The 12,509-nt window shown below is 73.5% G+C and carries 7 protein-coding genes; 3 read left to right on the plus strand and 4 right to left on the minus strand.

Features of this window, described 5'->3' with window-relative positions:
• The first annotated feature begins 107 nt into the window (after positions 1 to 107).
• Together AB0G74_RS04015 and AB0G74_RS04020 are read left to right on the plus strand one after the other, a co-directional pair.
• Positions 108 to 293: a hypothetical protein gene (locus tag AB0G74_RS04015; RefSeq protein ID WP_361140337.1), complete on the plus strand. Its 186-nt coding sequence runs from the start codon at positions 108 to 110 to the stop codon at positions 291 to 293.
• Between the two features lie 117 nt (positions 294 to 410).
• Complete coding sequence (locus tag AB0G74_RS04020; RefSeq protein WP_361140340.1) at positions 411 to 2,333, plus strand: protein-arginine deiminase domain-containing protein; 1,923 nt, start codon at positions 411 to 413, stop codon at positions 2,331 to 2,333.
• Positions 2,334 to 2,572: 239 nt separating this feature from the next.
• Here AB0G74_RS04020 and AB0G74_RS04025 read toward each other — a convergent pair whose 3' ends face one another.
• Positions 2,573 to 3,688 carry an ADP-ribosylglycohydrolase family protein gene (locus AB0G74_RS04025; RefSeq protein ID WP_361140343.1) on the minus strand — a complete coding sequence of 372 codons (1,116 nt, stop codon included), beginning with the start codon at positions 3,686 to 3,688 and terminating at the stop codon, positions 2,573 to 2,575.
• Between the two features lie 117 nt (positions 3,689 to 3,805).
• The gene (locus AB0G74_RS04030) at positions 3,806 to 6,556 is read right to left on the minus strand and encodes a tetratricopeptide repeat protein (RefSeq protein WP_361140346.1); all 2,751 of its coding nucleotides are present in this window, start codon (positions 6,554 to 6,556) and stop codon (positions 3,806 to 3,808) included.
• Between the two features lie 240 nt (positions 6,557 to 6,796).
• Between AB0G74_RS04030 and AB0G74_RS04035 the strand changes: the two genes are divergently transcribed.
• Positions 6,797 to 7,987, plus strand: coding sequence for an epoxide hydrolase (locus AB0G74_RS04035; protein ID WP_361140349.1), 1,191 nt, complete (start codon positions 6,797 to 6,799; stop codon positions 7,985 to 7,987).
• Between the two features lie 161 nt (positions 7,988 to 8,148).
• Here the strand turns inward: AB0G74_RS04035 and AB0G74_RS04040 are convergent, their stop codons facing one another.
• Together AB0G74_RS04040 and AB0G74_RS04045 are read right to left on the minus strand one after the other, a co-directional pair.
• Positions 8,149 to 10,737 (minus strand): bifunctional FO biosynthesis protein CofGH, encoded by a 2,589-nt coding sequence (locus AB0G74_RS04040; protein WP_361140352.1) that lies wholly within the window; start codon positions 10,735 to 10,737, stop codon positions 8,149 to 8,151.
• Positions 10,738 to 10,821: 84 nt separating this feature from the next.
• Positions 10,822 to 12,495 (minus strand): MFS transporter, encoded by a 1,674-nt coding sequence (locus AB0G74_RS04045; protein WP_361140355.1) that lies wholly within the window; start codon positions 12,493 to 12,495, stop codon positions 10,822 to 10,824.
• Between the last annotated feature and the right edge of the window lie 14 nt (positions 12,496 to 12,509).

Genomic DNA, 12,509 nt, shown 5'->3' on the forward strand with positions numbered 1-12,509 from the left:
GCGGAGCGCATCGTACGGCGGCGGGTGATCGCCGCCCTGCCCTCCGCATACGGGGAACCGGCGGGGTCCATCGGGGCCCGACGGGGTTCGACAAGGGGGAATCGTCCGTGAAACGTCTGCTCGCCGTCGTCGCCGCGGTGGTCGCCACCGCCGGTCTCGGGCTCGCCGGTTCGACCGAGTCCGCCGCCGCGCCCGGTCCGCCGCCGAGGGTGCCGGGTGCGTACGGTACGCCTCCGGAGCACGCCGGGGCCGTACCGGATCCCGGCCCGGGGCGGGACGTACCGCGCCCTTAAAGATACGAAGCGGACGAAACGCGCCCTCTTTCGGCGTGAAATGAAACAACCGGCAACTCAAACGCGCTTTCGGGCATCTTTTGTGGCGACCGACGATTCACCACGAAGGGAACCCCCGTGCGCATCATCCACCGCAGACGCGCAGCGCTCGTCGTGTCCGCGGCCACTGTTCTGCTGACCACGGGCACCGTGTCGGCGCCCGTACACGCGGCGGGTCCGCCGACCGCCGATCTCCGTGCCGACGTCGACCGCGACGGCACGGTGGATCTGACCGGAACCACCGACACGGCGGGCGAGGACACCTGGACCACCGCGCGCGGCGCGGTCTTCCTGCCCAACCTCGACGACGACTCCAAGCGCTGCAAGGCCACCAGCCCCCTCGGCAAGCCCCTCTCCGACGCCCGGCTCGCGAGCTGCAACGACGCTCAGGACGCCGTCGTCAACGGGGCCGAGGACGCGGCGGACCTGGCCAGGCTGCGTACCGTGCCGCTGCCCGAACTGGCCTCGAACGCGACCGGCCGGGTCGAGGTGCTCACCGGACTCACCAAGACCCGGCTGCACATCAAGCGGAACGGCAAGTGGAGCCTCGTCCTGCCCGGACAGAAGCTCACCGCCGCCGAACTGCGGGCCGGTGTCGAACTGGGCATCGAGGGCCGCGACATCATCCGCGACCGGGCCGTCTGGGACGGCCGGGCCGTGGTCCGGCTGACCGTCACCGCCGATGGCCGTACCACCAGCGACGACGTCACCCTCCGGGTCGCGCCGCTGCTGACGCACCACCACGCGCAGCGCGCCCAGGAACTGCTCGTCACCAAGGTCAAGGGCACCGACCCCGGCGCCAAGGCGCAGCAGAAGTTCGTCGCCGACCTGACCGAGCACGCCAAGGCGGCCAACCTGCCCGCCCCCCGCACCTTCACCGGCGGCGAGTTCAACGACGTCTGGGCCCAGGACTTCTTCGAGCCCGGCTATGTCGGCATGACCGGCCCCGGCGGGAAGAGCCAGTCGATCCGGATCATGATCCGGTCCGTCCAGGAGTGGCGTGACGCGGGCCGCGAGGTCTTCACCAAGCTCCGCGGGCCCGGGGTCGGCGGCGTCCAGCTCGCCTACGGGACCGACTCCGGCGGCACCCTGGACTCCATGGGCAACCTGGAGACCATTCCGCCGCACGCCCACAACGGGAAGTCGTACCCGGCCGGGCGGATCATCCAGGGCCAGTTCCCGGCGACCGGCGAGAAGCCCGCCAAGTCGCTGCGGACCATGCTGGCCTCGCAGGGCCTTCAGGACCCGCTGCTGCTGGACACCGGCTGGCTGCACGTCGGACATGTCGACGAGTTCGTCCAGTTCCTGCCCGCCGACACGCCTCGCGGCTGGCGGATGGCGGTGGCCGACCCCGAGGGCGGTCTGAAGCTGCTGCGGGACGCGAAGGCGGCCGGTCACGGCGCCAAGCGGCTGTTCTCCCGTCCGGCGGGCACGTTCCCCGTGCCCAAGGACACCATCGACCAGACGCTGGCCTCGGCGCAGCACCGCGAGGACAACGCCCTGGCGGCGCGGAAGATCGCGGAGAACGTGGCGATCCTGAAGCGCGAGACGGGTGTCACGGACGCCGAGATCATCAAGGTCCCGGCGCTGTACAGCCGGGCGAGCAAGTGGCCCGGGGTCTCCGCAGCGGACAGCCCCCGGCTGGCCCGTACGGGCGCGTCCACCACGTTCCTGGACATCCTCGGCAAGTCGCCGAAGAAGTCCGGCACCGCGTCCGGCCGCAGCTCGGCTGCGGCGGCTCCCGAGCCGACGAGCGCGTGGATACCCGGCGCGATCAATGGTGTGGTGCTGGGGAACGACCGCTACCTGGCGCCGAAGCAGTGGGGTCCGGTCGTCGACGGGAAGGACATCTTCACGGAGGCGGTGACGGCGGCGTACGCGCAGGCGGGCATGAAGGTCTCGTACATCGACGACTACTACCCGTACCACCTGGGCAGCGGGGAGGTCCACTGCGGTACGAACACCCTCCGCGACACCTCCACCGCGTGGTGGGGCCGCTGACGCTCCAGCTGCCGGATCACGGCACTCTCCCGAAGATTGCCGTGACCCCGCAAGAGCGTTCAGAAGAGGGTTCTTAGGGGCGCGGGGAACTGCGCGACCGGCCCACCACAGTCCGCGGACCGGATCCCGCGTACGGGAGCCGTACGCGTCCCGGCGGCCCGGGGATCTATGCGGCCCGCCGCCCGGCGGTGGCCGGGGGCACCCGCGCCCCAAAAGGTCCCCTGGCCGCCCCGGAGGGGTCAGGCTCGGGGGTAGCGGGTGAGCCAGGCCGGGGAGGCGGACGTGGGGCCGTGGAGCGCCGGGCCCTGTGTCATCTCCATCGCGAAGTCGTCGGCCAGTTCGAGCACCGTCGGGCGGCCCTCCAGTTCGGCGAGCCACGCCGGGGGGAGGGCCGTCTCGCCGTGCAGGGCGCCCAGGAGCGCGCCCGTGAGGGCCGCCGTGGCCTGGGACGGGCCGTCGTGGTCGGCCGCGAGGCGCAGTCCGTGCCGGATGTCCTCGGCGACCAGCGCGCAGTAGAGCGCGATCGCCAGCGCGCCGTCCGCCCGCCGGCCGTCGCCGAGCGCCGCGACCCGTTCGGGGCCGGGAACGCCCTGGCGTACGGCGCCCAGCGCGGCCGTCAGCGCTTCCGTGACGGGCTCGTGCCCGGGGCGGGGCACGATCTGGGCCGCCGCCCGTTCGACCGATGAGTCCAGGGTCTCGCCGCGCGCCAGGCCGTGCACGATCACCGCGTACGCGCCGGCCGCGAGATAGCCGACGGGGTGGCCGTGGGTCTGGGCCGCGCACTCCACGGCGAGTTGGCAGACCAGTTGCGGCTCCCAGCCCACGAGCAGCCCGAACGGCGCCGAGCGGGCCAGCGCCCCGGCGTCGTCGGCGGTGGGGTTCTTGGGGGCGTCGAGGGTGCCCATGAGCTGGTCGCCGAGGCCGAGGAGGCTGGCCTTGTCCGGGTCGCGGCGGACGTAGAGCCATTCCTCGCACGCCAGCCAGCCGTTGTCCGCGCGGCGTTCGTCGGGGCCCCAGTCCCGCTGGGTGGCGGCCCAGCGGAGGTAGGCGCGGTGGACGTCGGTCGGTGGATGCCAGGCGCCGGTGTCCCGGCGTACTTGGGCACGGATCAGTCCGTCGACGGTGAAGAGGGTCAGCTGCGTCACGGCGGTGACGGCGCCCCGGCGGCCGTGCGCGGGGACCAGGTCGGTGACCCCGTCGGGGCCGTGCGCGGCACGGATCTCGTCGGTGCCGAGCCGGGCGACGCCCGCGCCGAGGGCGTCCCCGATGGCGGCGCCGAGGAGGGCGCCGCGTACCCGGGACCGGAAATCCTGCTGCTCAGCACGCCCCCAGACGCCTGTGGCCACCGCACTCACCTCGCGTCCCCTTCGACGTCGCCCTCGACCTGTCCGGATGGGGCGGTTCCGTGACGGGCCGCCCGGCGAAGCACTGTAATCGAACGAGCGGGCCGGGAGCCGCCGGGGCCTCCGCCCTTACGCCCCTGAGCCCCTGTCCGCTCCCGTGAGCCCATGGACGAGGGCGCGTGCTTCCGGTATTGCGTCCAGCGCCGGATCGGCCAGTACGGCCCAGGCCCCGGCGGTGTCCCCGAGGCCGATGAGCCGTCGTATGTCGCCGAGCGCCCCGGCCGGATCGTCCCGCTCCAGATGGAGGCGGGCCCGGCGCGCCAGGGTCGCGGTTTCGGCGTGCCCGGTCGCGACGGCCCGGTCGAGATCGGCCAGCGCCCGGTCCGTATCGCCCTGTTCGCGGTGTATTTCGGCGCGGAGGAGGAGGGCTCCGACGTACTGGGGGCTGAGGTCGAGGGCCCGGTCGAGATCGGCCAGGGCCCGGTCCGTGTCGCCCTGTTCGTAGTGGATCTCGGCCCGGCGCAGCAGCGCCCAGGTGTAGCGGGGTTTGACGGCGACGGCGCCGTCGAGGTCGGCGAGGGCCCGCGCGGTGTCGCCGAGGGCGCGGTGGGACATGGCCCGGCTGCCGTACGCCCAGGCGTAGTCGGGGTCGAGTTCGATCGCCCGGTCGAAGTGGGTCACGGCCTCCTCGTGGCGGCCGAGTCGGCGGAGTTGTTCGGCCAGGGCACCGACGGCCCACGGCGCCCCGGGGGAGATGTCGTGGGCGGTGGTGACATCGGCGAGGGCGCCTTCGCGGTCGCCGAGGGCGTTGCGGACCTCGGCGCGCATCCGCAGCGCCCAGGTATAGCGGGGGCGGGCTGCGACGGCCCGGTCGAAGCCGGTCAGCGCCTCGTCGTGGCGGCCCAGTTTGTAGTGGGCGTAGGCGGCGCTGGCGATGGTGGGGATCGTGTCCGGGTCGTGGGCCAGGACCCGGGCGTATTCGGCGAGGGCTTCCTCGTACCGTCCGCCGACCCGATAGGTCTCGCCCAGTTCGTGGCGGGTGCGGGGCGAGTCGTCGCCGAGGGCGATGGCGAGCCGGTAGTCCGCGAGGGCCTCGTCGTGGTGGCCGAGTCCCCGGTGGTCGTCGGCGCGGACGAGGAGGGCGCGGCGGCGGGTGGTGTCGTCGGTCTCGGCCCGGCCGAGTATCACCCCGATCAGGGCGACGGCCAGCCGGGATTCGTCCTCGACGGCGGCCAGGCAGTGCGCGCCGAGTTCGCGCAGGGCCGCGTCGTCGGTGTCGGCGCCCGCGTCGGCGACGGCCCCGGCCCAGCGGCGGGCGCAGGTGACGGACTCCTCGGCGGCGAGTACGCCGTCCCGCAGGGCGGCGGGGAGCGCCGTACGCGGCCGGGCGCAGAGCCGGTGGTACGTCTCCTCGATCCGGGCGGACCGCCAGGCGTCGACGGCCCACAGTCCTTCGTCGGGGCCGGTGTCGGGGGCGTCGCCGGTCCGGGGGCCGTCGGGCACCTCCCCGTACACCTCCTCCGCCGCCCAGGCGGCGAAGGCGTCGGCGAGCCGGGTGTGGGCGGTCCGCCAGCGCCGGGGGGAACGGGTGCGCTGGAGCCGGAGCATGGGGTCGCGGACGACGTCGTGGTAGCGGGCGTGGCCGTCGCGGTGGCTGACGAAGGGCTGGCGGCCGAGCCAGTCGAAGAGTCCGGCGGCCGACGCCTCCCCGGCGGTGTCGAACCCGTACGGGGCGGCGAAGTCGGCGGTGTCGGCGTCCGGTCCTTCGGGGTCGCGGCCGGTGGCGACGAGCAGTATGTCCTCGTTGAGGCGGCGGGGCAGCGCGCCCCGGAGGGCGGCGGCCCGCCGGTCGGGGTCGGTCTCCCCGCGCAGGAACCGTTCGACGGCGGTGGCGCTGGGGTCGGGCACGCCGTCGGGCCGTCCCGCGTTCTCGGCGAGCATGGAGACCAGGACGGGCAGTCCGCCGGAGAGCCGCAGCACGTCCCGTACCACGTCCTCGTCGACCACCCGCTTCGCCGTGAGCAGCAGCCTCGCCTCGGCTTCGGTGAAGGGGGAGAGGGGGACGTCGGTGACGAGCCCGGCGTGGTCGGCCCAGACGGCGGGGTCGGGGGCGCGCTGGCCGGAGGTGGTGATCACGGTCCCGTCGGGCAGCGGCCCGTAACGCTCCTCGGCGACGAGTCTGCGCAGCCACGGGTCCAGGAACGGGCCGGTGCGCTCGTAGGTGTCGAAGAAGAGGGCGATCCGGCGGCCCCGGGCGGCTACCCGGGCCAGTTCGGCGGTGAAGACGGGGCTGAGGGCCCCGGGCGGGTCGAGGACGAGCTGGACGTCCTCCGGTTTGCCGAACCGGCGGCTGAGTACGGACCGCAGCTCTCCCGCGTTCGACGCGAGGCGTACGGGGTCGAGGATTCCGGCGACCGGCAGTACGGTCCCCAGGCCGACGACGCCGATCTGCGCGGCGGTGACCAGCCCGGGGGACGGCTGCGGGCCGCCGGGCACGCCGGGTGCCTCGGGCGGGGCGCCGGGACCGGGTTCGGTTGGGAGGGCGGCGGCCTCGGCCTCGTACCGCCGTTGGCGATAGGTCTCCAGCAGTCTTTCCAGGGCCTTCAGCGGGGCGCCACGGGCGGCGAACTGGGCGCAGATCCCGGCCAGGGCCTCGGGCACCCCGGTCGCCGAGTCGTCCAGGACGGCGGTGAGCGCGTCCCGTTCCCGCGCGGCCGTGGCGAACCGGCGGAGCAGGGACGACTTTCCGACGCCCGCGACGCCGTGCAGATGGAACAGGGTGCGGTGCCGGCCGGCGGCGGCGTCGCCGTGCCACCGGTCGTCGAAGAGCCGCAGCTCCCGCTCCCTGCCCACCAGTTCCACCGATCCGTCCTCGCGCACCCGCCGCACCTCCCCCGCCGTCCCGTCCCGCCCGATTCCCGTGCCCGTGCCCCGCCGTCGCGACCCGCCGCTCATGCGCCTCAGTGTTCCAGCCGGGCCCGAACGGCGTCAGGGGCTGTGGACAACCCCCGGCCCCGTCCCGTCTAGGACGTGATTTGGCCTATACGGCTCCTACGGTCGTACCGGTCGCCGGGAACCCCACGGCGATCCGGTGGACCGTACGGCGCAGAAGGAGAAGCCATGAGCAAGGACCGCGGCACGGCGGCGACGGCGGAGTCGGAGTCGGAGTCGGCCGGGAACGAGGCAATCCGGCCGTTCCGGATCGACGTTCCGCGGGCCGAACTGGACGATCTGCGCGACCGGCTGGCCCGGACCCGCTGGGCCGCCCCGCTGCCGGGCGAGGCGGACGGCGACCGGGGCGTCCCCGTCGGTCTGCTCCGGGAGCTGGCCGAGTACTGGCGGGACGGCTACGACTGGCGTCTGCGGGAGGCCCGGCTGAACGCCTTCCCGCAGTTCATGACCGAGATCGACGGTCAGGACATCCACTTTCTGCACATCAGGTCGGCGGAGCCGGACGCCGTACCGCTGCTGCTGACCCACGGCTGGCCGAACTCGTTCGTGGAGTTCGCCGAGTTGATCGGTCCGCTGACCGATCCCCGCGCCCACGGCGGCGATCCGGACCGGGCGTTCCATGTCGTCGTACCGTCCGCTCCCGGCTTCGGCTACTCCGCGCCGCCGAGCACCACGGGCTGGACCACGGACCGGGTCGCCGGGATGTGGGCGGAGCTGATGGCCCGGCTGGGCTACCGGCGGTACGGCGTCGAGGGCGGCGACCTCGGCGCCTATATCGCGCCCCGGGTCGCGGTGGCCGCCCCGGAGTCCGTGATCGGCGTCTATGTGCTGGGCGGACTCGGTTTCCCCACGGCGGAGGACGTCCCGGAGCTGACGGAGGAGGAGCGGGCGGTCTTCGCCGAACTGTCGTCGGCGGAGTGGATGAACGGGGTGGACCACCACGCCCTGCTGCGCGCGGCGCCGCAGACCTTCGCCTACGGCTGGCAGGACTCGCCGGTCGCGGCGCTGGCCTGGATGGTTCAGAAGTTCCGGGAGTTCAACTCGTCGGGGAAGCCGCTGGAGGAGGCGATCGACCGCGATCTCTTCCTGGACAATGTGAGCCTGTACTGGTTCACCGGCACCTTCGGCTCCTCGTCCTGGCCGATGTACGACTCCACGGACTTCGGCTGGCCGAAGGGGCAGAAGGCGGTCCCGACCGGGGTCTACAGCGGGGCGGGCGCGATCCGCCGGCTGGCGGAGCGGGAGAACACGATCGTCCACTGGCCGCTGGACAACCCCGAGACCCATCACTTCATCGCCATGCAGGCGCCGGACGTACTCGCGGCGGACCTGGGGGTGTTCTTCGCCGGACTCCGCTGAGGCGCCGGGCTCCGCCGGGCGGAGGCCGGACTCCACCGAGGTGCCGGGCCCCGCCGGGCGGAGGCCGGACCCGGGCGGCACGAGCCGGAAGCGGGCCGGGCCCGGAAGACCGGGAGCCCGGGCACCCCCGGCCGTACGTACCGCCGAGGGCGGCTATCCGCTCACTCGGCCGCCAGCGGCAGCAGCTTCGGCAGGTGCCCGTCCGAGCCCTCCGCCGTACGGATCCGCTCCTCCGGCACCTCGCCGTAGAGCGTCGTCCTCGGCTTCGCGGGGCGGCCCGCCAGCTCCGCGATCGCGACCAGGTCCTTGATCGAGCGGTACGAGCCGTAACGCGAGCCCGCCATCCGGGAGATGGTCTCCTCCATCAGGGTCCCGCCCAGGTCGTTGGCGCCGGAGCGGAGCATCTCCGCCGCGCCCTCCGCACCCAGTTTGACCCAACTCGTCTGGATGTTGGTGATATGCGGGTGGAGCAGCAGCCGGGCCATCGCGGTCACCGCGCGGTTGTCCCGGACCGTGGGGCCGGGGCGGGCGATCCCGGCCAGATAGACCGGCGCGTTGGTGTGGATGAACGGCAGGGTGACGAACTCGGTGAAGCCGCCGGTCTCCTGCTGGATCCGGGCCAGGGTCCGCAGATGGCCCAGCCAGTGCCGGGGCTGGTCGACATGGCCGTACATCATCGTGGACGAGGAGCGGATGCCCAGCCGGTGCGCGGTGGAGATCACCTCGATCCAGGTCGCGGCGGGCAGCTTGCCCTTGGTGAGGATCCACCGGACCTCGTCGTCGAGGATCTCCGCGGCCGTCCCCGGTACGGAGTCGAGGCCCGCCTCCTTGGCCGCCGTCAGCCAGTCCTCGATCGACATCCCGGTCCGGGACGCGCCGTTGACGACCTCCATCGGCGAGAAGGCGTGGACATGCATCCCGGGGACGCGTTCCTTCACGGCGCGGGCGATGTCGAAGTAGGCCGTGCCCGGGAGGTCGGGATGGATGCCGCCCTGCATGCACACCTCGACCGCGCCCACGTCCCATGCCTGCGCGGCCCGGTCGGCGACCTGGTCGAGGGAGAGGGTGTAGGCGTCGGCGTCCGTACGGCGCTGGGCGAAGGCGCAGAACCGGCAGCCGGTGTAGCAGACATTGGTGAAGTTGATGTTCCGGGTGACGACATAGGTGACGTCGTCGCCGACGACGGAGCGGCGGAGCTCGTCGGCGATCCGGGTGAGCGCGTCCAGCGCCGGGCCGTCCGCGTGCAGCAGGGCGAGGGCCTCGGCGTCCGTGAGCCGGGTCGGGTCGTCGTCGGCGGTCCGCAGCGCCTCCCGGACGTCGGTGTCGATCCGCTCGGGGACCATGCCGGGCGCGGCGGCCTCGCGCAGCGCCTCCCAGTCCCCGTAGACCTCGTCGAAGTCGTCGCGGCGGTCGCCGGTGCGGCCCTCGGTGTCGATGGTGCGGTGCAGGTCGGTCCGGCCGCTGGCGGTCGCCGTGAAGCTCTCGTCGGGCTCCTGCCAGGGCAGTCCGGCCGGGCGGGCGTCCGGCCGGGCCAGTCCGGTCGCCGGGTCGGCCAGGGCGTCGACATGGGGCATCAGCCGGGGGTCCAGCCAGGGTTCGCCGCGCCGGACGAACTCGGGATAGACGCAGAGGCGTTCCGCCAGCCGGAACCCGGCGGCGGCGGACTGCTCGGCGAGGGCGTCGATCCTCGGCCAGGGCCGTTCCGGGTTCACATGGTCGATGGTGAGCGGGGAGACCCCGCCCCAGTCGTCGATTCCGGCCGCGATCAGCCGGGCGAACTCGCCGTCCACCAGGTTGGGCGGGGCCTGGAGGCAGGCGTCCGGGCCCATGATGTGCCGGGCGACGGCGACCGTGGCGACCAGCTCGTCCAGCTCCGCGTCCGGCATTCCGCGCATCGCGGTGTCCGGCTTGGCGCGGAAGTTCTGCAGGATGAGCTCCTGGATGCCGTGATAGGCGCGGGAGATCCGGCGGAGGGCGAACAGGGACTCGGCCCGCTCCTCATAGGTCTCGCCGATCCCGATCAGCAGCCCGCTGGTGAACGGCACGGAGCTGCGGCCCGCGTCCTCCAGCACCCGCAGCCGCACGGCGGGCTCCTTGTCGGGCGAGCCGTGATGCGGCCCGCCGGGCTCGCTCCACAGCCGGGTCGCCGTCGTCTCCAGCATCATGCCCATGGAGGGGGCGACGGGCTTCAGCTTCTGGAAGTCGGTCCAGCTCATGACGCCCGGATTGAGATGGGGCAGCAGTCCCGTCTCCTCCAGGATCCGGATCGACATCGCCCGGACGTAGTCGATCGTGGAGTCGTACCCCTCGGCCTCCAGCCACTGCCGGGCCTCCGGCCAGCGGTCCTCCGGCTTGTCGCCGAGGGTGATGAGGGCTTCCTTGACCCCCAGTTCGGCCCCGCGCCGGGCGACGGCGAGCACCTCGTCCGGCGACATGAACATGCCGTGGCCGTCCCGGCGGAGCTTGCCGGGGACGGTCACGAAGGTGCAGTAATGGCACTTGTCCCGGCAGAGGCGGGTCAGGGGGATGAAGACGCTCTTGGAGTATGTGATGACCCCGGGGCGGCCCGCCGCCGCGAGGCCCGCGTCCCGGACCCGGCCCGCCGACGCGCACAGGTCGGCCAGGTCGTCGCCGCGCGCCTGGAGCAGCACCGCCGCCTCGGTGACATCGAGCGCGACTCCGTCCCGGGCGCGCTTGAGGGCGCGGCGCATGGCGTTGGCGGTGGGCCGCCCGACCTGGTCTTCTGTCATGGTTCGAGGATACGAGCGCGGGGCGGGCTCTCCGATGGGTGGCTGTGAAGTGGGCATGTAGTCGACAACATGTGCGACCGGGGTTTAATCCCGTGATACCGCCGGGCCGGACGGTTCGGCCGATTCGGCGCGGTCGGCCGGGGCGGCCGGTCGGGACGGTTCGACCGGTTCGGCGCGGTCGGCCGGTTCCGCGCGGTCGGCCACGGCGACGGGTCCCGCGCGGTCGGCGGAGGCCGTCGGGGCGGCCGGTCCGGCCGGTTCCGTACGGCTCACCGGCGGGCCGCCCCGCCACCACGCGCCGCGCCGCAGCCCGATGAACGCCGGCAGGGCGACCAGCGTCACACTCACGGCACCCGCCCACAGCGCCGCGCGAACGTCCACGAGCTGTCCGATCAGCCCCGCCAGGCCCGCGCCCACCGCCAGCGCCCCGAAGAAGAGGAACCGGAACGTGGCGTTCATCCGGCCGAGCAGCTGATCGGGGGTCATGCTCTGCCGCAGGGTGACCCCGAGGACATTGAAGATTCCGGCCCGGACGCACTCCACCATCAAGCCGAAGGCCGCCAGACCCAGCCACCAGCCCCGGTCGATCAGCGGGATCAGCAGGGCCGCCGGGGAGCACACCAGACCGGACCAGGCGATCGTCCGCCCGTAGCCGAACCGCTCCCCCAGCGGCCGGGCCAGCCGGGCGCCGAGGAGGACCCCGATCCCGGCCACCGACCAGAACAGCCCCAGCACCCCGGCCGACATCCCCAACTCCTGGGTGAACAGCACCGGCATCAGGGCCATCACCAGCTGCGCGCCGAGATTGGTCAGCATCCCGATGACGACCAGCGCCCGCAGTTCGGGGCGGCCCAGGACGTGCCGCAGCCCCTCCCCGATCTCGGCCGCGAGCCCCGGCCGCTTCGGTGCCGGGGCGCCCGGCGCCGTATCGCGGGCCGCGCCCGGCGCCGTACCGGCGGAGTCGGCACCGGACGGCCCACCGCCGGACCGCTTCCCGGACCGCGTCCCCGAAGGAGCCCCGGACTTCTTCCCACCGGACAAGTTCTTGAGGGTGACGAGCCGCAGCGCCGACGCCAGATGGAGAAACCCCGTGGCCAGGGCCGCGAGCGGGGCCGAAATGGCCGAGATCGCCAGACCGCCCGCGCCCCGGCCCGTGACCTGTCCTGCCGCGTGAAGGGTGACCACCGCCGTATTGGCCCGGATCAGCCGCTCGGGCCCCACCAGACCCGGCAGTACGCTCTGCGTCCCCACGTCGAAGAAGACCATCGCGCAACCGCCGATCAGCGCCACCGCGTACAGCTGCCAGAGGGTGAGCGCGTCCAGCGCCCAGGCCAGTGGTACGGAGAGGAAGACCGCGGCCCGGGTCAGCTCGGCGCAGACCATCACCAGGCGATGGTCGAGCCGGTCGAGCCAGGCGCCCGCGGGCAGTCCGATCAGCAGGAACGCGACCGTGCCGAGGGTGGCCAGCAGCCCGACCTGGCCCGGTCCGGCGTCGAGGGCGAGGACCGCGATCAGGGGCAGCGCGATATAGCTGACATTGGTGGAGAGCAGACTGAGGGTGACGGAGGTGAAGAACGCCCGGAAGTCACGGTCCCGCCAGAGCCCGGGCGGCGCCCCGGCGGTCCCGGGCGGCGCCCCCGCCGCGACGGGCGGCCCGGCGGTCCCGGACGGCGGCCCGGCGGTCGCAGGCGGGGCGGCCCGTCGGGACAGGGCGGATATCCGGGATGTGTCGCCGGGTGCGGCGGGTTCGGATGACATGGACTCCACCGTGC

It is taken from the genome of Streptomyces sp. NPDC020875, assembly GCF_040641415.1.
Lineage (GTDB): Bacteria > Actinomycetota > Actinomycetes > Streptomycetales > Streptomycetaceae > Streptomyces.

Excerpts from the sequence above, each read along its gene's own strand:
- AB0G74_RS04035 (WP_361140349.1), top strand. The coding sequence starts at position 6,797 with ATGAGCAAGGACCGCGGCACGGCGGCGACGGCGGAGTCGGAGTCGGAG.
- AB0G74_RS04040 (WP_361140352.1), bottom strand. The coding sequence starts at position 10,737 with ATGACAGAAGACCAGGTCGGGCGGCCCACCGCCAACGCCATGCGCCGC.
- AB0G74_RS04045 (WP_361140355.1), bottom strand. The coding sequence starts at position 12,495 with ATGTCATCCGAACCCGCCGCACCCGGCGACACATCCCGGATATCCGCC.